This is a genomic window from Desulfobacula phenolica (genome assembly GCF_900105645.1).
Lineage (GTDB): Bacteria > Desulfobacterota > Desulfobacteria > Desulfobacterales > Desulfobacteraceae > Desulfobacula > Desulfobacula toluolica.
In genome coordinates this window covers 1-26,588 of sequence record NZ_FNLL01000009.1, presented here as the reverse complement: position 1 = coordinate 26,588, position 26,588 = coordinate 1, and the positions used below count along the sequence as shown (strand labels likewise).

The window sequence follows — 26,588 nt, the reverse complement described above, 5'->3', positions numbered from 1 at the left end:
TTTTATTGTCCGTCCTGTTGTTTCAGATGCCGATTCCTCTTTTTGGAAGGTTGTTTTGCAGGCATTGCTGCAGATACGTCAGGTTGCTTTTTCAGACTCGTATAATCAACCCCGGCCGCCCTTAAAGGCGGCGTGAGAAGCACACGGTCACCGGGTTCAATGCCTTTGATCACACGAATCATACGATTGTTGTCAAGACCTGTCTCCACTGTCCTGGGTTCAAATTGAGTTTTGTTCATCACATAGACTTTAGGAACGCCTTCAATACGCATTACAGCCTGGACAGGAACATACAGAGTGTCGGCATACTCTTCAATGACTATCTCGGCCTGACAACTCATCCCGGTACGGACGGCATTGTCCTTCTGATCAAGAAAAATCTGTGTTGTATAAACCTTGAGGTCAGGATTCATCCAGAGGCTCTGGGCATCAGGAAGTGGTGCAATATGGGTGATCCTGCCGGTAAATTTTCTGCCCGGCAACGCGTCCACGGTCACAACCACGGGCAGACCTACGGTGACCTTTTTGAGATTGGATTCATGAATTGCAATCTCAACATTGCTTGAGTTGCCCGTGGGCAGATAGATCAGCTCCTGCCGCTCGCGGATATCCTGACCCTCCTGCAATGGCTCTGCATTGTGACGGAACAAACCGCCCCGGGCGCTGGTGGCATAAATCACAAGTCCGTCGGCAGGCGCGTAAATTTTTGTCTTGCCAATCTGCTCCTGAAATTTTTCCAGTTTATCCTTCTGGCGCTGATATTCTGCCTGTCGCGCCTTGAGTTCCGCCCGGGCCTGTATCACATCCGCACGGGCTTTGCGCTGAGTGCGTTCCAATGCCATTTTGGCCTGACTGACATCGCTTTTGCGCTGGGCAAGGTTTCTTTGATGTGTATAATTGACAAGAAGAGCATAATTGTTTTTGGCCAAATCCAGGTCCAGGGCTTTTTTCTTTTCCGACAGCTGATCAGCCTGAAGTTCTGTCTGGGAGATATATTTTTCTTTATACAGGGTTTGGGACCATTTCAGAGTATCCCTGACACGGGTGAGTTCTTCTTCGGCAAGAGTGATGTCTGCTTGAGTTTTTTTCAGTTCATTGGGATATTCTCCTTTGGTGTATTTCTTCAGGTCCTGGCGGGCAAATTCCAGGGTCAATTGAGCAAGGTCCATATCACTTTTTGCCTGGTTTTCAGCAACGGCAAGATTTTCCTTGGCATTGACATAAGATGCCTCGGCATTCTGCACCTTTATCTCCTGATCAAGCCTGGAATCAATAAGGGCGCTTGCGTCCAGTTCAACCAGCAAGTCACCTTTTGTAACCCGGGTGCCTTCGGGGATCAGATATATAATCGAAGTTTTTCCCTCCACTTCGTTCTTGATGATGATTTGCTCTCTGGCCTTTATGGTTCCTGATTCAACGACATTGACCGTAAGCGGCCCTCGTTTGACCATAAATGTCAGGGCTTTTTGTGCGTCGGTGTTTGAACTTTTAAAACCGACGGCTGTCAGAACCAGAACAATAACCAGGGCTATAGTTACAGCTACAGCAGTTATAATAACAATTTTATTTTTCAGCATTATTGTCTTTCTCCAAAGAATATTCCTGCCACATACCAGTATCCGTAACCTTAAGCACCCCCATGTCACGCTGGATTTCCAGCTCTGCTATGCGGTAATTCACACGGGCGGATGTCAGACTGAGCTGGGCTGACAACAGAGCATCCTGGGCTTCCAAAAGATCACGGGTTTCAGCTCTTCCTGCATCCATGAACAGATTGATGCTTTTAACGCGCTTTAAGGCGACCAATACAGCCTTTGCCTGGATATGAAGCGTTTCTCTGGCTTCAAGAAGATCCCTGAGCCGACTCCTGACAAATAGCTTCACGTTATCTTCAAGGTCTTGAACAGCTCGCACGGCTTTTTCCAGTTCAATAAAACTATTTCGGTAGGTAACGGCCTCGGCAGTCCTTTCAAAAGGCAAATCCAGGGTCAGCAGAGCGGAAAAGACCCCCTTATCCGTACGAAGCCTGGCATTAGCAAGATCTGCAGTGGTGATGGTCCTTCGCTCTCCCAGGGATGCCGACCCCAGTAATGTCAGCTCGGCTCCCAGATCATCGGCTGCAACAACAACAGTCCTCTGGGCGTCAAACACCCTGCCCAGGGCTATTTGCATGTCAAGCCTGTTGGCAAGGGCAAGCTCAGTGGCCTTACGGGCATCCAGCTCCAGGGGGCCGGCATTGCCCTGATCGGGTTCTGTCAGCCGGACCGGGGCGTCGGCAGGCAGGTTGTTTCTTTCCTGTGCAACTTCTTCGTTCTCTTGAGCAATTTCGCTTGAAAGCTTCCCGGCCAGAATGGCAGCAAGGTGTTTCAATTCATCCGTATCCAGACTGATATCAGCATCGGGCGGGAGCCCCAGAAGAATTTTAAAAGAATCCATCTGTTGTTTATATTCTTCCCGGGCCGATATCCATCGTTGTCTGGCAACAAGTTCGTTCTGGACAGATTGATCCACCTCTATCTCCTTGAGCCGTCCTGCATCAGCCAGACGGCTGCTGCGGCGGGCGGAAACGATTCTGCTCCGATAATCTTCCTCAGTGTTTTTTACCGCATCCAATTGTTTGAGAATAGTCAGGTATCTGCTGCCGACCGATACGGCAAACTCTTTTTTGAACCGTTCAAAATCCATGATGGCATAGACGACATTGCGCTCTGCCTGTTGCAGCGGCTCTGTGACAATGTGTTTTGCAGAGCCTCTTAACAATGGAATGGACAAGCTTGCATCACCGGCAATCCCAATGGATGAGCTTCCGCCGGAGGTAAGCAGAGTGGCCAGATCAATTGCCAGGGCAGTGGTCAGTGTCATTCCGTTTTGAAACTGCCGGGAGCCTTCGGTCTTGCTGCTGGTCAAAGTTCCTCTTTGGGACGGTTCTTTTGAGGCATCAGAACTTGCAAGACTTTGGATCTGTCCCAAAAGAGTATTTCGAAAGCTGTCCTGTTCAAGGTACAACGCCAGAGCAGCCTGAAAAACAGCCTCTTTTTTTGTCTGGAAATCAGAATTGTTTTGTGCGCCGATTTTAAGAGCCTGAAACAGGGTGATTTCCAACAGTCCGTCCGAAATTGGAAATCCCTGATTCCCGGTTTTTAAAAATTCAGGAAAACCGGGTTCCGGCCAGTGATCAACAGGCGACAATTGATCCGTGCCCAGAGATGCAGGGCCTGTGACAGGAAGGGATGCATGCTCAAGCAATTGCCTGCGAAGCATGTCGCCGGGACGGTCAATGCTGAATTTTTTTTTCATGCCCAAGACCTGTTCCTGCTTTTCAGCAATTATATCCAGGGCTTTTTCATCCACATCAACTCTATATGCGCCGGTCGTCTGACATCCTGTAAAAATCATGACTGCCGCCCATATCAAAATCAGGGCCGAACATGATCTGCCCGCCCCCTGGATCAGGAACGTCACAAACGGCCCGAATGTCTTCTGCCTTATCCGACAGCCTGGATAATCAGGAGTATATTCAAAGCAAAAGCAGCATACAACTTTTAAGACCTGTTTGAATCTGATGCCCAACAACTGTTTTATCATAATATTTGCCCCTCCTGAATGGATAATATAAGGGCTTTAAAGAAAATAAAACAACGAAAAAATAGCAAAAAGAACCGTAATGTCATATTTCTTTTGCTTAAACTCATAAAAAACTTGTGTTATGATGAGACACAAATCATTGATACAAAATTGTATCGCAATATTTTTATGAAACGATCAAACCCAGGTACACGGATAAAACTCTAATTTTTTAATCTGTGGCACAAAACTTGTATCGGTCTTTTTTGAAAAAACCGGACAGTTATCAATAATTTAACAACCAAACAAAGGAGGCTCTATGGCAGAAGAGGTAAAGGCCGGATGTGCAAGACCATCAGGCGGACCTGTAGAAGAAATCACCCTTGAAGAATCAAATGAAACCCAAACCCCAAAGAAAGGAATTCAAAGCATGATGCAACTTGGTAAAAAAGCGCCGGATTTTACTGCACCCGGTTATCAGAATGGAAATTTCATCAATATAAACCTGTCGGATTATTTAGGAAAATGGGTTCTGCTTTGCTTTTATCCGGGTGATTTTACATTTGTCTGAGCAACTGAAATTTCAGCAGTTGCTGAAAAATATGCAGAATATCAGAAACTGGGAGTGGAAGTATTGTCCATGAGCGTTGACAGTATGTTCGTACACAAGATGTGGAATGATAACGAGCTGTCCAAAATGGTAGACGGAGGAGTCCATTTTCCCATGCTGTCTGATGCCGGCGGGAGAGTCGGACAGGTCTATGGTGTTTATGATCAAGACGCTGGTGTGGAAATGAGAGGAAGATTTATTATTGATCCCGACGGTGTTGTCCAGGGATATGAAGTATTAACGCCTCCTGTTGGAAGAAATATAAATGAAACATTGCGGCAGGTTCAAGCGTTCCAGCTTGTACGGGAATCCAAAGGCACGCAGGCAACACCTTCCGGATGGAAACCGGGTAAAATAACCCTCAAACCCGGACCTGATCTGGTCGGCAATGTGTGGAAGGAATGGAAAACAACCATGGCCTTTGATTAGCAGAAAATTAATCTGTTTTTTTTTCAAATTGGTCACCTGCTGGGTGACCAATTTGAAAAACCCGCCCCCCATCCTGACTAAATGATTCAAACCCGTCTCACCCAAGCAGAAACCTTGACCTCTATCAATTGATTTGATAATCCTTTCTCAGGTTAGTAATCAATCGTCTTAAAGGAGCTGCCTGTTATACTTAGGTTCAAGGCAAATAATTTATCAGATAAAAGACTGAGCCATATTTCCTTATGAGAAGAAGCTATGAAAATACTGAGTCATATTGGTTCAATAACTTTTGTAATCGGATTTTTTTAGCATTTGATTTTAATCTTGTATCAAGTTGACATTTGCCGATATAGAAACTGCCGTATCAGCGGATAATGCAGGGAATAATAACACACAGGAAACAGCGTGGGAAAAAAAAATGAACACATCATGCCAGGCAAAAAAAAACAGATCGTCCGTATTTCAATCGGCAGAAAACTGATAATTGCATTTTTACTTCTTTCCATTGTTCCAATGTCTACTGTCGCCTATTATAATCTGATCCAGAGCCGCAATGAGCTTAACCGGCTTGCCAAAAGTGAATTGGCAGACCTGTCTCGCCATACCGCCCGATTCATTGATCAATTGCTCGTGGAAAATCAGCGCAATGCAGCAAACCTGGCAGGCAATCCGACAATTGTACAATTTATGTCAGAATCAGGTCAAGGCAGCCTAATCTTAAAAGAAAAAACTTACCAAGTCCTCCAAAATTTTGTTGACAATCATCCGGATTACAATGCACCCGGCCTTTTTGATGCCAACGGGATTGTTCTGGCTTCGCTGACTGATATTCTTGTGGGCAAGAACCGTTCCTTTCGCGATTATTTCCAGATTTCCATAAAAGGGCAACCCTACATCTCCGATATTCTTGTCGGACGGTCTACCAGGCAGCCGGGAGTCTTCTTGAGCCACCCCGTCAAATCATCACAAGGAGAAATCCTGGGCATCAATATAGCATGGCTTAAAGCTGATACTATTTGGAAAATCATTGATGATATTCATGTGGGCAAAAAGAAACTTGCTTATTTGATTGATCAAGACGGAGTGATCATTGCCCACCCCAACCGGGATCTTTTATATCACAGTCTTGGAAAACTCAGCCCCGAATCTGTCTCCACCATATCTTCTACCCTTAGATTTGGCACGATACAGAACACAAAGACACCTTTAATTCCTGAAAGCCTGGGCATGGACCAGCTTGCCTACAAAGTATTATCGATACGAGAATCCGATACATTCCGCTACTATTCACCAATTGATTATAAATATCATATAGCGGGATATTCACGTTTGGAAAAGCAAACCTGGGCCGTGGTTGTTGACCTTCCGGAAAGCGAGTTTCTGGCTTCGTTAAACCGGATTAAAACAGTGGCATATATCAGTATCGGACTTGTTACAATAATCACGGTTATGATTTCCATATTGCTGGCAAAGACTATAACTTTTCCTGTTCGCCGACTTACTGAGACTGTGGCAAAGGTAACACCTAGCACACTATTTAATCCTTCGAGTATTGCAGATGTAACATCAGGTAATGACGAAATAGCTTATCTTGGACAGGTATTAAGTGAAATGGTTCTGTCTTTACAGGCAAGTGAAGAAAACCTCAGAGAAAAAAAACAATTTATTGAATCCATTGTTAATCTTTCCCCGGATATTTTATACATCTACGATATTATTGATAAAAAAAACGTTTACAGTAATAATGGTATCCGGAAAATATTAGGCTTTTCATCAAAAGAAATCCAGGAAATGGGCAATAAACTGATTCCGCTGTTAATGCATCCGGATGATTTTAAATTTTATCTGAATCATACCTATCCCAGATATTTTAAAACAGCAGATAATGATTCAATTTTTCATCAAGTCAGGATGAAACACAAAAACGGCTCCTGGCATTGGCTTGATTGTATTGAAATGATTTATTTACGGGAACCGGACGGCTCCCCCAAACAGATATTTGGAGTCATTCATGATATTACGGCTCAAAAACAGGCGGAAAATGAGAAACTTAAAGCTGAGCAGTATGCTGCAAACCAGGAAAAGCAAGCCATTGTCGGGCAGATTGCCGGAAAAATGGCCCATGATTTCAACAATATTCTTGGTATCATCATGGGGAATACCGAACTTTCACTTTTATATTGCAATGACCCGGAAATTACAAAAATTCTTGAATTGATATTTGATCAGACCATCCGAGGCAAAAACCTGACCAAAAATCTGGTTGCTTTTGCCAAAGATCAGGAACCCAAATATGAATTTTTTAACATCAGTGAAAAAATTGATCTGGTTCTAAAACTTTTGAAAAAGGATCTTGAGCAGATTAAGTTAATCAAGGAATATGAACAAGGTATTCCCGACTTGCTTGCTGATCCTGGAATGATAGAACACACCCTGATCAATATGATTCAAAATTCCATACATGCCCTCAGCAACTCAGGACACCCGGAAATTATGATTCGGACTTACTGCCTTGCAGATACCATCTGCATTGAAATAGAAGACAATGGTTGCGGCATACCTGAGGAACACATCAAAAACATCTACGAGCAATCATTTACGCTAAAAGGCAAACAGGATAAAACCAGTTCCTATAAAAAAATAATCAAAGGGACCGGATATGGAATGAGCAATGTAAAAAAATATATTGAGCAACACAAAGGAACGATCCGGGTTGAATCTGAAGTGGGTTTGAGTACAAAATTTACGATCAGCCTGCCCATTATCAATAAAGAATTAACAACAGAAGAAAAAAAAGAAATTTTAATCTCAAAATCGTATTTCAGCAAATATATCCTTCTTGTTGAGGATGAACCGGGCATATCTGATGTTCAATATAAATTACTGAGCAAAGAGCCATTCAATAATAAAGTTGACATTGCGCCAAACGGACAGGTTGCCATTGATCTTTTCGAAAGAAATACCTATGATTTTGTAAGTCTGGATTATATCCTTCCCGGAGAAATAAACGGTTTGGGTGTGTATCGACATATCCGCAAAAAAAATCAAAACATTCCCATACTCTTTCTTTCTGGAAACATAGAATTTTTAGAGTCTATAAAAGAATTGAAACAAAACGATGCCCATATCGACCATCTGTCTAAACCCTGCCGGAATATAGATTATATAAACGGAATAAACAAATTAATGGCGATGGCTCTGGTTTGACATTCAATCAGACCTCATTGACAAAAGCCCTGATTTAAATTTATTTGTCAAAGTATTGCAATGCCTGCCTTTTTCCTAATCAATCAGGAAAAATAAGACGTATTATGTGGCACGGGGCATGTTAAAAGGATTGCTTCTGCAACATGTCGAAGGGACATGCATGATGCATCGCTGCATTGTTGAATCCAGTCAGAGGCTTCATCTGCAGCAATTTTACGTTGTTGCATAAGCACGTTATTTGCACGCATTAACAGGTCGTGGGTATTCAGTTCTTCCTTTGCAAGCTCTGCTCTCACCATAAGTTCTGTGTTAAAAATTGAAATGGCTGCCTGATCAGCCAAATTACTCATCAGGTTTACCTCTGTTTTAGAAAACTCATGGGGTTTGGTTGTAAAACAGTTCAGTACGCCTAACAATTTATCATTTTTGTATACAATCGGAACGCCTAACATGGAAACAATACCTGATCTGCGGGCCATATCTTTTTCTTTGAATTGCCTGTCCTTTAGTACATCGGCAATGATCAAAGGTTTTTTGTAAGTTGCCACCATGCCCACCACCCCCTGGTTCAATGCCAGAGACTTATGGTAAAAAAGATCGGTATCAATACCCCTGGATGTTTTCAGACGAATTGTCCACGGGTTTTCACGCTTGTCAATTAACCATAAAGAACACGTTTTTATTTGGGTAATAGTTGCGGTGACTGTTACAATCAAATTTAGAACGTCATCAATATATTTTTCATAAGTCATTGCTTCGGAAATTTTAATAATGTCTTGAACCTGGTTTGCCATTACACACATTGCCTCTACCTCACTGTCATTTTCCAATGCAATCTGCATTTTGTATGGTTATTTTATCATACAATCCAGTCACCTTGCGTTAATAGTTTTACGCATTACTATCCGGGCATCAAAACAATTCAAAGTGTTGCAAGATAGGTTGAAAGATTGATTTTCTGATTAGTTATCCCAAGTTTTTTGCGAATATAATTTCTATAGGTTTCTACACTTCTATAGGAAATATTCAGCAGTTTAGCGACTTCCTTGGAGCTGAGTCCGCTTCTGATCATATTGCAAATTTCATTTTCCCGTGGGGTTAGCCTGGGTATTTTTCTTGAAATACTGCTGCCAAAAGAAGATGTCAGTTGTTTTAAATTGTCTTCAAACACCTTAAAATATTCGTCTTCAATATCAGAACCTTTGTTTTGTAATTTTTTTAATAATGGCAACAATAATTCATCAATATTATCCAAAACTCTTTCTTCCAGGTTCTTTTTTTCAGAAATCATCTGATTCATGACCTCACGAAGAGCAATATTTTTATCTTTTAATAATTGGTTCTGTTTCTTCAGCTTTTTTTCACTTTCATAAAGTGCCTTTTCTGCCTGTTTTTGCTCACTGGTGCGTCCCAATCTTTCTGCAATAGCATTGATCAGTGATCTTTCTTCCTTAAGGAATGGTCCCTCATAGAGTTCAGGCTTTTGCTCCCGGTAGCATACGCTCAAAACACCGACAGTCTCACCATACAGGATAATATCTGCGGATTGTTTCCATGGAACTTCCATATAATTTTCAGTAACGAATTGTTTTCCGTTTATGATTAACTGTGCGCAGGTTATTTCCGGATATTGCCATGAACAAGGTATCACCTCGATAACAGCCTGGTATATTTCATTCAATGAGATATCTGCTTTTTCAACAATCTTTGATATGTTGTAAAGACAATTTATCTCTTTTATCCGTTCTTTGAGATCATGGGTCTGCTGTGTAAGCTTTTTTTCCATCTGATTGTGCCGGATCTGTAACGCTTCAAGTTCTGCATTTCTAATGCGTAATGCAGAAACTTGATCTAAAAGTTGTTCATCTAAAAATTGTTCGTCGGTTTTTTTCATTTTTCCATAATAGGGGTTATGATGCTCTTTGAACAAAACTCGTTCAAAGAGCATCAATTCATTAACTAACTGCCACGGGCAGACCTGGCCATTTTATCATACAATCAGGTCACCTTAGCTTGCCTGCAGCAAAACATGAAAATCACTGTTTTAATTTTTCAAGACTTTAAATATAAAAAAGTCACTAAAAAACTATTTTACATTAAATCATCGAAAAATTATACTATTCCTTGATCCTGCATTGCACTCACAACTTTCACAAATCCGGCGATATTGGCTCCGGCCACATAATTGCCGGGTATTCCATATTTATCAGAAGCGTCAACACATGATTTATGAATACTTTTCATTATCCCTTTCAGGCGGCTATCCACTTCTTCGCTGGGCCAGTTTAAGCGCATGCTGTTTTGAGACATTTCCAAACCAGATACTGCTACTCCGCCTGCATTGGAAGCTTTTCCAGGTGCAAACAAAAGCTTGTGATCAATGAAAAGGTCTACGGCTTCCGCTGTCGACGGCATATTGGCACCTTCTGCAACCAGCTTGACGCCGTTTTCGATGAGATTGGCAGCATCTTTTTCATTTATTTCATTTTGTGTTGCACTGGGAAATGCACAATCCGCGCGATGATTCCATAAAGGGTTATATCCCAGGGATTCATCAACAGCTGTGTAAACAGCTTCAGGATATTTTTCAGTATATTCCTTGATTCTTCCACGTTTAAAATTCTTCAGATCCATCACAAATGCCAGCTTATCCGCATCAATACCGGCTTCATCATAGATATAACCGGAAGAATCCGAAAGTGTGACAGCTTTACCTCCCAGGTGCAGAATTTTTTCAATCGAATACTGCGCCACATTTCCAGAACCGGAAACAAGGCATGTTTTTCCTTCCAGGCTGTCATTTTGTGTCGCCAGCATTTCAGACGCAAAATAGACGCAACCGTAACCGGTTGCTTCAGGACGGATCAGGCTTCCTCCCCAGTTAAGTCCTTTACCTGTTAATACACCGGTAAATTCATTGCTCAACTTCTTGTACATGCCAAACATATATCCGATTTCTCTTGCACCAACACCAATATCCCCGGCAGGTATATCTGTATTCGGGCCTATATGACGGTAAAGCTCCGACATAAAGCTCTGGCAGAATCGCATAACTTCATTATCTGATTTTCCTTTGGGATCAAAGTCGGAACCGCCTTTGCCGCCTCCGATTGGCAGAGTTGTCAAAGCGTTTTTAAACACCTGCTCAAAGCCCAGGAATTTTAATATGCTCAAATTAACTGACGGATGAAAGCGCAGCCCACCCTTGTAAGGCCCCAAGGCACTGTTCATCTCAACCCGGAATCCACGGTTCACATGCACTTGTCCTGCATCATCCACCCATGGCACCCGAAATATTATAGTACGTTCAGGTTCTGTAATTCTTTCCAGAATGCGGTCCTGACCATATTCTGGATTCCGGTCTAAAACAGGTTTTATGGTTTCCACAACCTCTTTTACAGCCTGATGAAATTCTTTTTGTTCCGGGTCCTTTTGGTTTATTTTTTTTAGTATGTCCGACAAAAAAGTTCCTCCTTTAAATTTAATAATATCACTTTACACAAATTTTTTTTGTATTTTTGTGTAAGGCAATGAATTCAGACCACAAATTAAAAAAATGTGTTCCACTGTTATTGACTTTTATTATTGACTTTATTTTTTCATGGTCATGACGCATTGAGAATTTCTTCCGTTAATTTTCATCATCAGCGGCTTTTCTAATTGAATATGCCGCAAAAATGTCGTTTCTGACGCTGCAGAAAGAGATTCTATCCATTCCCAGTCAAAATAATCGTTTGATATGGTTGAAGATTCCTTACGAATCTCATCGACCGTAATATAATGCACACCCAAAGGTGTAATATTGTGAAAAAAATGAGACCCCTGGGAAGGATCAGCATTAATACTTTCATTTCTAAGCTCAATAATGGCACCTGCACCGGAAATGTTGCGCCACTTCACAGGTATTCCCAGATACCTGTCCGAAGATCCCCATCTGCCCGGACCCACCAGAAGATAAGAACGTTTTTGCTGAATCAATTGAGAATTTAATCTGTTGATCTCTTCAGCTATTTGTACGGTGGCTTCCGGTTTGAAATCACGGGGTTTTACATAGACGATATCTGTCATCTTATCATTGATGCCATTTCCAAGAGCATGGGATGAAAAGCAGAACCCATGGTCGATTTCCTGTTGGGTAATATCTATCTTAAACTGATTTTCTTCAATGGCCATGGGCCGTATTTGCAGAAAAAAGAAATCGGTTTTACGATCCTGATCAGGATATAAATTCACCGAGAATTCAATCTCTACAGGAGTTCCGAAACTTTTACTCCCAAATGCCAGCAACTCTGTCAACAACCCGGAAATCGGCGGCATATTATATTTAAGAATCCTGGCAAATGTCAGCACCTTGGGGCCTGGCATGTCCCAAGTATCGCGAATACGATTCTCGCCAAGAACATAGGTGCTGGCAAGTGTCTGCACTGGAAATTCGTTATTTGCATCATTCACGGTTCTTTTTTCCAGATTCAGATGCTGATGAGCATTCAAATTATTATTTATTTTCAGCGCATAAAAAGAGTTTTGTGTATTCTGTAAAATATTTTCAACACTTGAAAATTCGGGTATTATGTTGGGATATTTGGGTGAAAACCGTAAGCTTTTCCCGCCCTCTACAACGGTTTTGCCAAGTCCTAATGCAAAATGAGCAACCCCGTCTTCCGGTTTTATGCGGGAAAAAGGATAAAAATTATAAGACTGGGCAACGCCTGAAATAGCCGGATAAAAATAGTCTCCGTAATGATCGCCGGCAATCTCCTGAACAATAACCGCCATGGAAGTTGTAAACGGCTGATTAGAACCGTTTAAAGAAAAAAGCTTTGCATCTTCAGAAAAGACAGATGCATAGACCAGCTTAATGGCTTCGATCATGTGATCAAGCCTGACTGACAGGCTGGCATGGTTGTTGGGAAGCTTATAGGTTTTATACAGACCGGCCGAAGGCGAAAAAGAAGCGTCTTCCAAATGATTGGAAGACCTGACAGCCAAAGGATAGTCCACCTGGGCAAGATAGGCTTCCAGATCTTTTATCAGCCACTCCGGCAATTGTGCATTTAAAAAACCCTCTTTAACTTCATCATCTGTAAAACCCAATTTTGAAAAACCTTGCAGGTTATTCATAGCCACAAAATCATCAAAAATATCCGTGCATATCACCATTGTTCTGGGAATTTTAATATTTATGCTTGAGTTTTTATTTTGAAGCTCTTCATGCTTGCTGAGAAGACCGAATACAAAGGCCAGACCACGGCCCTTTCCTCCCAGAGACCCTTGACCGATTTTAACAAATTCCCTGATATTCGGATCAAAATGATCTCTATTAAATTTTGAGACAATACCTTTTTGCCGTTTTTTTCTCAATTCGTTGATATTGGAAAGAATAAACTGCCGCAGTTCATCAGCACAATTAAAGTCGGAACTTTTAACTGCCCTGAATTTTAAGGCAAGATCAATTTCAAACCTGGCCATGAGCCAGTTGGAGAAATGATCCCGGTCTGCGTGGTATGCAATGGACTCTTTGGGAATTTTTGGCAGCTTTGCACCAAGCTGCAGAAGATTTTCTGCACGGTCAATCTCTTGTTTATCAGGCAAACAAAAAACAAAATCACCAAAACCAAGATGGGTCTGAAAAAATTCATGCATATCCCGAGAAAGTGTTGAAGAGTTTTTATCTATAAATACTGCTGGAATTGTATCGGATTTTTCACGGTTTTCCGACTCTGAACTTATCAGAAGAAGCGGTACATTCCTGTTTTCATTTTTGATTTTAGACAGCAGGGCAATCCCTGCTTCAGGGTCTGTTTCACCGTTTCTTGGGAAACGGGTATCAGATATCACACAGAGAAGAAAGGATCGGTATTTTTCATAAAGCTCAATTGCCTCTTCATAATTTCTGGCCAGAAGCACCTTAGGCCTTGCACGCATTGTAAGCAGTTTTAAATTATCATTAAGGCTTATTTTCAATAAGGCCTGGGTCTGTGTTACAATTTCTTTATAGATAATCGGCAAAAAAAACGAATAATAATCAGGAGAATCTTCCACCAGAATCAATACTCGTGTGTTACCAAGCTTTGTATCCTGGTCAACATTAAGGTGGTCCTCTGCATTTTTTATCAAAGCAATAAAAAGATCGGAATTCCCGGACCAGATATAAATATTGTCAATGCATTCCCCTAAAACATTTTCAGGCAAAGCGTATATTTCCCTGATGCTTGGAGATATGATGATAACCGGGAGATCTTTCTTGATTTCTTTTATCTTTTTTCCCAGGGAAAACAGATCCAGCTCTTCCAGATGAGGCACAATTAGTACCATGTCAAACTCTTTTTGACGCAAAAGAGACAGAGCTTCTTCTACAGAAGAGACACCGCTCACAGAAGGCGGATGAGAAAGATTCATGCCGTTATATTCGTTGACTATTTTTGACGTAAGACTTCCGCTTTCTTCCATATTGTACATATCATAGAGACTGGCAATCAGCAGAATTTCCTTTATTTCGTATGCCATCAATTTTCGAAACACCTCGGACCTGGCATGAAATTCACTGATATATTTATTGTTTTCTATATTCATCTTCAGTTATTTTTCCTGTCAAACAATATATAGGAACAACCTTTATTTTTATTTTCCAATACCATTATGGAAAAGAGCTGAGTCTTTATTCTCCAAAACAATATGAGCTATTCACATTTTTCAAGCGAAACAACACTATAAAACCACAACCATACTACGTTAAAATTCCACGCATTATATCCAGATATAAATAATTTTAATTTAAATTTTAAGCAACGCGATAAAAACACGCTAATAATGCGTATAAATTTCACGCATTCCATCAAACGCAACACTTCAAGGTTTGGCTTTCAGGCGATATGTTTTATGCTTTTTTCAGACGAGTGCGATCATAAATTTTAAAAAAAATCTGTTTCTACAGGCTGTTACGGAATGAACAATTTATAAATCTTATCACAACATGCAGTTGTCCATTATAACAACAATAGTATATATGGTAGTTTTTGCGAAATTTTTTTTAGTTCTGTAACAGCCTGTCAACAACTTGCATGGATACAAGTGAAAAGTTAACCGGCCAATGCCTTGCATCCTGGGCCTGTGATCGTACTTTTACCCCCGGAGACAGGAGTGATATTTATCTGCGTGCCGATTCTTTCTTTTAAGGCTGGAACATGGGAGATGATGCCGATCAGCTTGCCTTCCTGCTGCAGTCCGGACAATGCTTCCAGCGAGGTTTCCAGGGCATCCTCATCCAGGGTGCCGAACCCCTCGTCCAAAAACAGGGAATCCACACGGACATTGCGACCGGCCATATTGGACAATCCCAGGGCAAGCGACAGGCTTACAATAAAGCTTTCACCGCCGGAAAGATTTTTTGTGGACCGTATTTCACCTGCCTGATAATTATCCACGATGTTCAACTCCAGAGGCTGTTTTTTATCCCGGACCAGCAGATACCTGTCCGTCATTTTTTCAAGCTGCCGGTTGGCATGGGACACCATGACCTCAAAGGTGAGGCCCTGTGCAAAATTCCTGTATTTTTTACCGTCCGCAGACCCTATTAATGCATGCAGGGCCTGCCATCTTTCACACTCTGTTTTCTGATCATCAATCAATATTATTTTTTGCTGCAGCCTGTTTTTTGCCTTTGTGTTGTCCGACAATTTCTGTTTTATGGCACCGATCTGCTCCCCCAGCTTTTTAAGGGATTCCCTGATTTGGTACTGTTCTTTTTTCAGATGATCCAGGGGCAGATCCGTTATTTTCATTGTCTGCTCCCGCAAAAGCCGGGCTTCACGGTCTTTTTTCCGGGCTGCAAGATCTGTCTTTTTTTTATCCAGCTCCTCTGCCCTTTGACTTAATCTGCTTTTTTCCTCAACTGAGAGCCGGTGGGAAACAAACATGGGTTCATCATCAAAACCAGCCTGTTTACAACCGGCCATAAAAGAAATTTCAAGATGATCCAGCTCAGGCTTTCGGGCGGCTGTGCTTTCTTTTACGGCTGTGATGCGGGTGTTCAATTCATTGAGCTGCTGTTTTGTTTTATCCCGGCTCTGCCTTGCTGCTTTTGCCGATTTCTCGGTTTCAACAACCCTGTTTTCCAGCAGTGCTTCTTCCGTATCAGGATTTTTTTGGCCATATAATTGGCTGCGCTCAAGCCCCAGCGCTTCACACTCTTTTTTCCTGGCTTCAAGAACACTCTGCTTTTCCTTTAAGTCCTCTTCAAGGGTTTTCATCAAGGCATCAAGGGTTGCTATCTTTGCTGTCAGGTCATTGTTTTTCTTTTCGATTTCAATTTTCTGGTTTTGATGATCCTGCCACTTTTTTTGCCGGGCCTTAAGAGAGACCAATATGGCATCAGGGCCTTTTTCCGGGATGCTGCTTATGCCAAGGGGAGCAAGATTTGAGACAAGCTTTTGTCTTACTTCATTACAATTTTTTGATGCCGCCTGCAGCTCATTTTCAAGACGCAGGATATAAGCTTGGGACTCATCTTTTTTGTGCAAATCTAAAACCAGCTGTTTTTCCTCTTCAGCCCAATTCATCCCTGCTGTTTTTTCTTTGGACTCTTGTGTCTTCAGGCTATTTTCCAATTGTTCGGCCTTTTTGATCAAACAGGACAGGTTGTTTATTTTTTCTTCAATCTCATCAATTTTGGGGATATTGCCTTTTGCAAAAGGATGATCACATGAGCCGCACAATGGGCAAGCCTTGCCGTCTTCCAATTTTGACCGTTCATCTTCAAAGTTTTTGATCGTCCTCAAATATGCCATTTCACGCAAAAACCCGTCATGTTCAGCCCGGTATTCCCTCAGCAGGCGACCATCCAGAAGAGTTTTGATTTTATGTTGCGTATTTGCCACCTGTTTTACAGCATCTTCATGTTTTTTTTTAAGGTTACGGCAGGCTGCTGCCTGCTTGTCATGCCGGGCCATATCTGTTTTAAGCTGTTTTTTTCCTTTTAAAACCTGTTCGGTGATGACGGTAATGGCTGCCATGAAAGTTTTCAGATTTTTAACCTGCTCAATCAGGCCGGTCAAGTGGGTGACAAGTTCCGCATCACGGACATTGGCAGACAGATAGGTGTTTATCAGGGAAAGGTCTTTAACGGCCAATGCCTGATCTGCTCTTGCTGATTGCTGCTGGTCCTGTTTTTCTGAAACCTGCTGTTTAATCTTGCGGCAGTCTGATTCAACTGTGTTTACGACAGACTGCTTCTCCGACAATAAAAGATCCACGGCCCTGACCTTTTTAATCAGTAACAGCCCTTCCTTTTGTTCTTCCTTGACTTTGGTTACCGCAGTCTCAGCCGCTTTGAGATCTGTTTGCTTTAACCCCAGTATTTTTTCAATATCAGGAATCCGGGTTTTGGCATCTGTCAGAATTTTAAAATCATCCTGCTGTTGCTGCCGTTTGGATAACAATGTGGCATATTCACTGTCCAGGCTCGCGGCTTTCCGGGCCATTTCCAATCTTTTTTTATCATTGCCAAATGCTTTAATTTCCCCGGACAAATTCTCTGATTCTTCGTTGATTCCCGTCAGTTCGTTTTTTAATTTATCAATTTCCAAAAGCCAGAGAATTGTTTTGCCCAATTGATCGTTTTTTAAACCAAGCGTTTTTTCAGCAGCCTGATTTCTGGACAGTTCCTGATGAAGGCATGATTCGTCTTCATCGCTTAAAAGGGAGATCCCTTCAGTTTTTGCCATCAATACCCTGAGTTTATTGTGTTCAGCAGAATTGCGCTCATGAACCTGTTTTGAAATATCACTGTAAACTCCGGTTCCGGTAATCTGTTCCAGGATGGGACCCCGTTGATCCGGCCCTGCCGCAAGAAATGCTGCAAACCCTCCTTGAGCCAGCAGCATGGAACGGGTAAACTGCTCAAAATCCATGCCGGTTATTGTTTCAATCCTGGCGGCAACATCACGTTTTTTTGATTCCAGTATCCTGCCGCTGATCGCATCCGACACCTCATGCTTTGAGTCCAAAAGGTTGCCGTCCGCTTTTTGATAAGCTTTGCGCTGGCTCCAATGGCACTTGAATTGCCCGGTTATGGTTTCAAAAGTCACTTCGGCAAAGCATTCTCCGGTCTGACGGGACATGATTTCATTATTGCTTTTATTGATGCCTTTTAATCTTGGCGTCCTGCTGTAAAGGGCAAGGCAGATCGCATCCAGAATGGTTGACTTGCCGGCACCTGTGGGCCCTGTAATGGCAAATATCTTGTCCAAGGCATATTCCGCGCTTGTAAAATCAATGACCCACTCTCCGTAAAGGGAATTGAGATTTTTAAATCTAAGCTCAAGAATTTTCATGATCAGCTTTTCTATTGGGCATTTTTATCTTGTTCATGGAGAGTTGTAACGATTTCATTGTACGCCTGAACCAGTGGCAAACGTTCTTTTTCTTCCACATCAAATGTATCCAGCAGACGGATAAAAACATCATTTGCATCAAGAGTTTCCAAAGTTTCCTGCTCACCTGTCCGGTTGATGATCCGTTCAATCATACGCTTGTTTTTGATGCGGCTAATTTCCATCCCGGTATCTGCAACAGCTTCTTCAACCAGCTGCCTTAAATTCCCGACGATCTGCCTGCCGGTGTATTCAATCTCCAGCCAGGCACGACTGCCCTTGGATTTTTGTTCATCAATGCGTTGGATAATGGTTTCCAGATCCCCGGATATTTTTTCCAAAGCCTGGAAACAGGGAACACAATGTTCTTTGATATTGGGTGTTCTGCCGTCAAACTCCACTGAAACCACTATCTTTTCCTGGAGTGCCTCTCCATACCCCATGGGGATGGGCGACCCTGAGTACCGGATATGATCTTCTTTTCCAACCTTCTGGGGAACATGCAGATGCCCCAGTGCCATATAGTCCACGCAGGCCGGGAACACATCCTTGCCCACATGGGCCAGGGAGCCGACATAAAGCTCTCTTACGCCGTCACCGTCAATGGTTTTACCACCGGCCGCAAACAGGTGGCCCATGCCGATCACGGGAATATTACCGCAGTTTTTGATTTTTTCTTGTGCAACCATACCGACATCTGCATAATGCTGCCGCACTCCCATAATCAGGCTTTGATTCTTATCATCCATGCTTTCCCCGGCCCTGACAACCCTGATATCACGGTCCCGCAGATAGGGCACTGCACACACGATTGCTTCCGGCACACCCGAAGACCCGGCAAGGACAATAACCTCATCCTCCGTGTTGCCTGTGGTTGAACTGACAACATGAACATTAAAGGCCCTCAACAACTCTTTGGGTGCGTTTAAAAAAGAAGGGGAATCATGGTTGCCTGCAATGATCACAACATGACGGCAGCAGGATGCGGCAACCCTGCATAAAAACCGGTAATAAAGCTCCTGGGAACGGTTGCTGGGAGTGCTGGTATCAAAGACATCTCCTGCAACCAGCAATGCATCAATATTGTGTGTTTCTATGAACCTGGCCAGCCAGTCGAGAAATTCAAAAAATTCATCATAGCGCTTCCGGCCATACAATGACCGGCCGATATGCCAGTCTGAGGTGTGAAGAAATTTCATAAATATTATCTTTTGCTAATGCCCTTTGTGTTACTTTAAAAACTCCATAATCTGTCGTTTTAGTTTTTTTATCTGAGCAAATGAGTTTGCCCTGTTGTTACAGCGTCCAGTAACAATTTGCCGGTTATTTTCAATTGCCCGAGTTTTCCTTTCTTTTTGTCCATAATGATATCATACAGATCTTCTCGTGTTACCGGGGGTTTTGTTTCCTGTGCTTTTTTCTTCAAGGTTACAGCATTTTGCGGGCAGGCCGCCACACAAATTCCGCACCCTACACAACGGTTGAGGTCAATGCCTGCCTGCCGGGTTTTTTCAGACAACTTGACCGCGCCCACCTGGCATTTTTTTTCACAAATTCCACAGCCGTTGCATGCGTTGGTATCAACGACGGCATAAAAATTTGAAGCCCAGAAATCCAGGGGTTTGGGAATGCTTTTATGAATCCTGAGCATGCCGCAGCAGCATCCGCAGCAAGAGCAGATAAACTCGGCCTTTTGTGTGTTCGAAGGCTGCAGGATCAAACCCTCTTGCTGATTTTTTTCAAGAATTGATACGGCTTCATCCAGACCAATCTGCCTTCCCATGCCGTTGCGAATCGCTGTCAAAGCCATATCTCCGACAGCAAGACAGGTTTGCGTTCTATTCGTCACCTTGCAGGATTTTCCCTGCAATTGTTTTTTACTGCGGCAGATGCACTCACATACGGCAAAATTATCACTGGATTCTTTTAACAAAGCCATGACTTCATCAAAGGTACTGACATTGTTTTTAATGGAAATACTTTTGGCTATGGGTATGGTTCGCATCTGGGGCAGTTTTGTACTTAAAAATGCCGTTCCAAATTTTGGATTTGAGGTATAGGCATCAAAATCTTTAATAAATTCGGGAGAGAGCCTGCCAAGCTGAAATTCATACATGCCCACAACAAGAGGGATATTGCAATACAATCTTGCATCTTCTTTTACCCTGATTTCAAGCCCGCCTTTTTTTTCAATGGCCGCCAATATGCCTGCCAGCTCTTGTTTAGATCCAACCAGATTTTTTGCTCTTTTATAAACTGTTTCAATGGGTTCAGGCTTAAAATCCAAACAGGTGGCAATTTTTGCTTCCAGAGGTGAAAAAATATGTTTTAATATCCTGATTTCCACACCAGAATCTGTCGCAGGAAATCCAACAGCCTGGCTGTCCAGGTGCTTTTGCAGGGCTTTATAAATTTTTTTGTTTTCATTCATGCTGTTTGTACCGATTCAAAAATTATGGTTTATCAAATTGTTATTTTTTATATTTTTCTTTTTTCAGGTATACCAGATTTAACATAACCGCCACAAACGAAAAAAAATTGAAAACCTCAACTTTCAGGGTTGCCAAAATCAAAAATCAAATGGGGTCAAAACTCAGCCTGAAAATAAAATTAAGCAACGTTAAAAAACTCACAAAACAGTGGCGGATAATCTGCTTATGACCAGGCTCAAAACTGCAGTCACAACTATTAACAATGAACCATAGGCCATTGCCAGTCCTATATTATATTCAAATATGGCGTTCACCATGGCAATGGATACCGGTTTGTTGGAAGCTGTGTACAAAAAAACCGAAACCGTGTATTCCCCTATGCTTCGTATGAACACCAGTAAAAATCCAGCCAAAAGTCCCGGAGAGATTATGGGAACGATAATTTTTGCAAATGTCTGAAAACTTGAGGCACCCAGACTTTTTGAAGCTTCGATATAGGTATTATTTAAATTTTGAAAAGAGATATTGGCTGTTTTAACCATGATAGGTATGGAACGGATAACATATCCAAGGGGCAATAACAGATAAGTTCCCACCAGCACAGCGTTAAAAGCAAACAAATTTGGCTGGTTATAGGCATTGATCATATTAATGGCAATGGCGCTGGCAGGCATGGTCCAGGGCAGCAGTGTCAATATTTCAACAATCCATTTGACCTTGAGTTTTGTTTTTACGATCAGATATGACGATGGCACGGCAATCACAAGGCACACAAAAGAGGCCAGCAATGCCATGAGAATGCTGTCAAAAAAAGGGGCAAAGGCTCTGGCCCTTGTAAGTATATCCTTATAATTTTCAAAGCAAAATTCCCTTGGATAGATACTGACCATCCATTTTCCTGATTTAACAAAGGAAAGCCCGACAATTGAAGCAACAGGCAATAAAATTGTCAGGATCAGACAGCCAAAAACCAGCAGCATAAGCCCTTTTAAAAAACGGTTTTCAATTTTGACAGGTGAAATCAAGACACTTTTAACTGAAACATTAAACTGCTTTGTTTTTTCATACCACCTGAAAACAACAAAAAAAAACAGGGAAATCACCGTTAAGATAACGGCCTGAGCTGCTGCAACAGCCATATAATTATTTGCCTTGGACAAAAGGATCTGGGTTGTCAACACCCTGTATCTGCCGCCGATAATGCTGGGGGCGGTAAAAGAGCCGATTCCCGACATAAAGGTAATGACACTTGACGCAATCAAAGCCGGAGTAATAAAGGGAAAGATCACCGAGGTCAATACTTTTAATTTGGAAGCACCTAAATTACGGGCACTTTCAACAACGGAATAATCAATATGTTTGATGGCAATGGAAACACTGATATAAAAATACACATACTGGGTATAGGCGTGTACAAACAAAATCCCTTTTAAGCCGGAAAAATTCCAGAGCGGTCTTTCCAAACCAAGTATCAACTCAACTGTTTTGGTTATAAGGCCACTTTCTCCATAAAGCTGGACAAAGGAAAATACAATAATCAATCCGGGAAGCATCACCGGCAGCAGCAGCAATTTATCGACTATTCTCTTGTATGGGAATTCAAAATAATGAACAAAAAAGGCCAATGCCGTACCAATAACACCACATACAACAACGGACAGGCCTCCTAAAACAATTGAATTTTTTATGGCGTTCAAACTTGTATCAGCAGCAAATATCTTAAGATAGTGTGAAAAAGAAAAAACACCTTTTGCTGTCAGACTCAGCTCCACTGTTTTTAATGCCGGATAAAGAATATATCCGGTTAAAACCCAGAGAAGTGCGGCAATGCAAAGCATACCCGGGATCATGGATTTTTTTCTTTGAATGAACCTCATAGGGCCGGGAAAGCCTAATTATCCAGAATTTTCAAGCTATTGGTTTCAAATGAAACGTAAATATCATCAAATATTGTGATATTGAGTTTATTTGCAGTGGTGTTCAAAGCAGTTGCCTTAAAATCAATTCCTTTTACTTTTATACAATACTCTATCCAGGTTCCGTTTAATTGAATATCTTCAACCCGACCCTTAAATGTATTGGACTTTTTATCGCTTTTTTTTGACAAGATTATATCCTGAGGTCTTATGGAGATAAATTTTGACTGCGCTAGAACAGGCCTGTTAAGGCGGACAAGCAAATCATTGCAAACACAAGGATTGCCATTTTTCATATCAACGGCAAACAAGTTGGTGTCACCAATAAATTTAGCGACAAATGAGTTCACAGGATTTGCATAAATATCTTCAGGAGTGCCGGTCTGTATGCATCTGCCCTTGTTAAACACTGCTATCCGGTCCGACATTGTCAAAGCTTCGGTCTGATCATGGGTGACAAATATGGTGGTGATGCCCAGTCTCTTTTGAAGGGACTTTATTTCAAGCCTCATTCTGTCACGAAGCCTTGCATCAAGATTGGACAATGGTTCATCCAGCAAAAGTACAGCAGGTTCAATAGCCAACGACCGTGCCAGGGCCACCCGCTGCTGTTCTCCACCGGATAATTCTGCAATATTTCTATCCTCAAAACCATCCATGCCAACCATTGCGATATAGGTTTCCAGTTTTTCTTGTATCTCTTTTTCAGGCCTTTTTTGTATTTTTAATCCATATGCAATATTTTCAGACACACTCATAAAAGGAAAGAGCGCATAATTCTGGAACACCATGCCCACCTTGCGTTTTTCAGGTGCAAGGTGTGTGATATCCTTATCCTTGAGAAAAATTTTCCCTTTGTCAGGTCTGATAAATCCTGCAATAAGGCGCAATATCGTTGTTTTTCCACAACCAGAAGGCCCTAAAAATGTAAAAAACTCTCCCCTGTTGATGGACAGGCTGATGTCAGCACAGGCCATTGTTCCATTAAAAGATTTTTCCACATTTTTTAGAACAACAGCCTTCACAATCTGCCTCCCTGTTTTTATTTTTTATCTTTTCCCGTATTTTTTACCTGCTCATCCCATTTTTGCATCCACCCTGACTGCTTAGAAGACAAAGCCCCCCAGTCTACATCCATTACCTTGAACTTTACGGCGGCCATCCATGCCGGCGAGTTTGCAATGGCTGCCGGGTGTGTGGGCAGTCGGTTGAATTTATTGGCCAGCATAGACTGAATCTTTGCACTTCCTGCAAAATCAATAAAGGCTTTTCCAGCATTAGGATGCTTTGCGCCTTTGATCAATGCAATACCATCTGTAATAACCGGAGAGCCGCTTTTTGCATCAATAATTTCAAGAGGCAGATGATTTTTTATCTTATTGTCGAAAACAGAATTTAAAACAGCAAAACTGATGGCCGCTTCCTTGCGTCCAACAGCCTGAAACTGCAGGGACCCGCTTCCGTAATAGCGTTTTGTATTGGCATCCACAGCTTTTAAAAACCGCCAACCGCTTTCCAGATCGTTTTGTTTTTCATATTGCTGCAACAAAGAAGAATAGGTGGCTCTGGCAGATGAAGACAAGGCATTTCTGAATACAAGCTGATTTTTATATTGCGGTTTTATAAGATCTTGCCAGTCTTTCGGGGCGTCTTGCCCGGATATCATTTCGCTGTTATAAAACATCAATACAGGCGTTTGAATAGTTCCAAACCAGTAACCGCCCGCATCCTTAAACAATGGATTGATCTGATCAGCCCAGGACGGCACATATTTATCAAACAGGTGTTCTGATTTTAACTCGATAAAAACCGATGACGGTGCCCCAAACATTACATCAGACATAGGATTTGCTTTTTCAGCGCGAACCCTGTCTGCCAGCTCTCCTTTCAGGTTAATAAAATCAACTTTTACTCTGGTTTCTTGTTCAAATGCGTCTGCAACAGCTTCCAGCAAAGATTCGCCATGGGTGGAATAGATCACCACTTTTTTTTCCAGACCGCTTGCGTTTGCACCTGTCGGATTAAGGATTCCAAATACCATGACTGTGACTGCACACAGGGCGGCCATCAATGACACCATCAAATTATGCTTGAACATCATTTTTCACATCTCCTTATTTGATTTTTAAATGTTGTTAACTCAACTTTCAAAGTTGGCAAAATTTAGATGGGGTCAGGCTTGCATTATTGCACTTTGTTTACAAGTTTGATGATATTTTAATAAAAATTACAATAAAATAAGCCTGCCCCCGTTCATTAAAGCTTAAGTCCGAAAGTTGAGCTGTTAATTTATCTTGAATAACTGCCACTGGCAGATCAGGTATTTCATTTAAGATTTGCCCGCAACAAAAATTGAAAGTCTCTGGTTGGATTTTTAAAGACTTTCATATATAAAAAACCAGGGATTATATTGCCAGGTACTTGACCAAGGTCAAATTGTTAATTTAAATAAATTGGCAAAAACATATCAAGTTTATCTATAATGTTTTCTCTTTGAATTTTACCAGGTTTAATGCCATGATAATGGGTGATTTTTTATATCAAAACTGCGGGCTGGACCATGAAAAAATTCAACAAGCTGAAAACTGACAACCTTAAAATAAAAGAAATGGAAACTCCAAGTGACTGGGATCGTTATGTCATGGGTCACAAAGAATCAGGATACTGCCATCTTTTTGACTGGAGCCGGGTCATAAGTGAAGTCTATAATCACAAGCCCATTTACCTTGCAGCAGTTAAAAAAAAACCTGGAAATGGAGAAAAAATCTGCGGTATTCTGCCCCTTTTCAAGTTTAAAACTCTTACTGGCAGATCAAAGCTTGTGTCCATCCCCTTTTTTGATACGGCAGGAATTCTTGCCCAGGACAGGATCACACAATCTTTTCTTTTCAGGCAGAGTAAGGCTCTTTGCATGAGAAAAAGAACTTCAGGTATGGAACTGAGGCAGGATACGCCATTGAATATTGCAAACATGGAAATTAACGGAGCTGTTCCCAATGTGTATCAAGCCAAGGTAGGTCTGAACATTAAGCTTTCAGGGTCACAACAGTTAATGATGGACAGGTTCAAGTCAAAACTGCGAAGCCAGATCCGAAAAGGCCGGAAAAACGGGCTTACCTGGAAAATAGGCAAAAAAGAACTTCTGCCACATTTTTACCGTGTATTCAGCCGGAACATGCGGGATCTTGGATCACCTGTCCACTCAAGAAAATTTTTTAATGCTGTCTTTACCTATTTTTACCATCATTCATTCATATGTGTTGTATTTTACAGGTCAACCCCTGTGGCAGCCTCCTTTATGTTCCGGTTTAAAAAAAAAATTTCCAATCCCTGGGCATCATCTGTCAGGGAGTTTCGGCATTTAAATTCCAATATGTTTCTTTACTGGCAGATGATACGGTTTGCCTGCAATCTTTGCATGGAAACATTTGACATGGGACGCTCTTCCAAAGGGGTTTCAACATATCTGTTCAAAAAACAATGGAACCCGGAGGAAAACCAGCTGTTCTGGTATCACTGGGATCAGCCGGAAAAGCGCATGGGCACTCTGAACGAAACCCTTGGCATCAAGCCCTGGGAAAAGCTCCCGCTGGGCATGGCAAACCTTCTGGGCCCCCTGGTCAGAAAACACATATCACTTTAAGAGGCTGAACCATGAGCAACAACATTATCATACAAATTCCCATGCCCCTGATCATCAGCATTGAAGATGTGGGATGGTGGTCCGGCAAAAACGGCTCCGCATTTAACCAGCCCTATAGAACCGGCATGCAAAGGGATCACATCCCTGAAGATTATACCGCCCTTGCAGCACTGGGAAAAGGCCTTGACATGAGGATACTGGCGGGTTTTGTTCTGTGCGAATGGGATAAAACCAACCTGCTGCGCCAGGTGCCGTCTGCCACATGGATGGCAGACAAATGGAGAGTGTCTGAAAAAAACAGGGATCTAAAGGAAAAAGCAGCCTGGATCATAAACAAAGAAAAACAAAAAATCGAATTCGGGCTCCATGGCGTGGGCCATGAGTTCTGGACAAAAGGCGGAATGGAAAGATCCGAAT

Annotated in this window: 16 protein-coding genes; 4 read left to right on the top strand and 12 right to left on the bottom strand. The window is 42.0% G+C overall.

Features of this window, described 5'->3' with window-relative positions:
• Nucleotides 1-2 precede the first annotated feature (2 nt).
• Both BLT94_RS14795 and BLT94_RS14790 read right to left on the bottom strand, forming a co-directional pair.
• Nucleotides 3-1,577, bottom strand: a complete 1,575-nt coding sequence (locus BLT94_RS14795; protein WP_092235653.1) for an efflux RND transporter periplasmic adaptor subunit — start codon at nucleotides 1,575-1,577, stop codon at nucleotides 3-5.
• Nucleotides 1,564-3,585, bottom strand: coding sequence for a TolC family protein (locus BLT94_RS14790; protein ID WP_245743142.1), 2,022 nt, complete (start codon nucleotides 3,583-3,585; stop codon nucleotides 1,564-1,566). Before BLT94_RS14790 ends, BLT94_RS14795 begins: the two co-directional genes overlap by 14 nt.
• Before the next feature lie 298 nt (nucleotides 3,586-3,883).
• On the opposite strand from BLT94_RS14790, the gene prxU reads away from it, so the two are divergent.
• Nucleotides 3,884-4,603 (top strand): thioredoxin-dependent peroxiredoxin, encoded by a 720-nt coding sequence (gene prxU / locus BLT94_RS14785; protein ID WP_092235650.1) that lies wholly within the window; start codon nucleotides 3,884-3,886, stop codon nucleotides 4,601-4,603.
• Nucleotides 4,604-5,008: 405 nt separating this feature from the next.
• Entirely contained in the window at nucleotides 5,009-7,810 is a 2,802-nt protein-coding gene (locus BLT94_RS14780; RefSeq protein ID WP_092235646.1) for an ATP-binding protein, read from the top strand.
• Nucleotides 7,811-7,893: 83 nt separating this feature from the next.
• On the opposite strand, the gene BLT94_RS14775 is transcribed toward BLT94_RS14780, so the two are convergent.
• From BLT94_RS14775 to BLT94_RS14730, 10 genes are all read right to left on the bottom strand, one after another.
• Nucleotides 7,894-8,640, bottom strand: coding sequence for a GAF and ANTAR domain-containing protein (locus BLT94_RS14775; protein WP_175530365.1), 747 nt, complete (start codon nucleotides 8,638-8,640; stop codon nucleotides 7,894-7,896).
• 92 nt (nucleotides 8,641-8,732) lie between these two features.
• A complete protein-coding gene (locus BLT94_RS14770; protein ID WP_014959375.1) occupies nucleotides 8,733-9,704 on the bottom strand; it encodes a helix-turn-helix transcriptional regulator in 972 nt (323 codons plus the stop codon).
• A gap of 218 nt (nucleotides 9,705-9,922) precedes the next feature.
• The gene (gdhA, locus tag BLT94_RS14765) at nucleotides 9,923-11,272 is read right to left on the bottom strand and encodes an NADP-specific glutamate dehydrogenase (RefSeq protein ID WP_014959376.1); all 1,350 of its coding nucleotides are present in this window, start codon (nucleotides 11,270-11,272) and stop codon (nucleotides 9,923-9,925) included.
• A gap of 129 nt (nucleotides 11,273-11,401) precedes the next feature.
• Nucleotides 11,402-14,383, bottom strand: a complete 2,982-nt coding sequence (locus tag BLT94_RS14760; RefSeq protein WP_092235640.1) for a PEP/pyruvate-binding domain-containing protein — start codon at nucleotides 14,381-14,383, stop codon at nucleotides 11,402-11,404.
• A gap of 506 nt (nucleotides 14,384-14,889) precedes the next feature.
• Nucleotides 14,890-18,141 carry an SbcC/MukB-like Walker B domain-containing protein gene (locus BLT94_RS14755; RefSeq protein WP_092235638.1) on the bottom strand — a complete coding sequence of 1,084 codons (3,252 nt, stop codon included), beginning with the start codon at nucleotides 18,139-18,141 and terminating at the stop codon, nucleotides 14,890-14,892.
• 11 nt (nucleotides 18,142-18,152) lie between these two features.
• Nucleotides 18,153-19,379: an exonuclease SbcCD subunit D C-terminal domain-containing protein gene (locus BLT94_RS14750; RefSeq protein ID WP_092235635.1), complete on the bottom strand. Its 1,227-nt coding sequence runs from the start codon at nucleotides 19,377-19,379 to the stop codon at nucleotides 18,153-18,155.
• A 68-nt stretch (nucleotides 19,380-19,447) separates the two neighbouring features.
• Nucleotides 19,448-20,611 carry an ATP-binding protein gene (locus tag BLT94_RS14745; protein ID WP_092235634.1) on the bottom strand — a complete coding sequence of 388 codons (1,164 nt, stop codon included), beginning with the start codon at nucleotides 20,609-20,611 and terminating at the stop codon, nucleotides 19,448-19,450.
• Between the two features lie 198 nt (nucleotides 20,612-20,809).
• Nucleotides 20,810-22,462, bottom strand: a complete 1,653-nt coding sequence (locus BLT94_RS14740; RefSeq protein ID WP_092236163.1) for an ABC transporter permease — start codon at nucleotides 22,460-22,462, stop codon at nucleotides 20,810-20,812.
• Nucleotides 22,463-22,503: 41 nt separating this feature from the next.
• Complete coding sequence (locus BLT94_RS14735; RefSeq protein WP_139169043.1) at nucleotides 22,504-23,553, bottom strand: ABC transporter ATP-binding protein; 1,050 nt, start codon at nucleotides 23,551-23,553, stop codon at nucleotides 22,504-22,506.
• Between the two features lie 17 nt (nucleotides 23,554-23,570).
• Nucleotides 23,571-24,629 carry an extracellular solute-binding protein gene (locus BLT94_RS14730; protein WP_092235631.1) on the bottom strand — a complete coding sequence of 353 codons (1,059 nt, stop codon included), beginning with the start codon at nucleotides 24,627-24,629 and terminating at the stop codon, nucleotides 23,571-23,573.
• Between the two features lie 459 nt (nucleotides 24,630-25,088).
• Here BLT94_RS14730 and BLT94_RS14725 point away from each other — a divergent pair, with 459 nt between their 5' ends.
• Together BLT94_RS14725 and BLT94_RS14720 are read left to right on the top strand one after the other, a co-directional pair.
• Entirely contained in the window at nucleotides 25,089-26,171 is a 1,083-nt protein-coding gene (locus tag BLT94_RS14725) for a GNAT family N-acetyltransferase (RefSeq protein WP_139169042.1), read from the top strand.
• Between the two features lie 11 nt (nucleotides 26,172-26,182).
• Nucleotides 26,183-26,588: hypothetical protein (locus BLT94_RS14720; RefSeq protein WP_139169041.1), on the top strand; the 406-nt coding region annotated here is incomplete at its 3' end.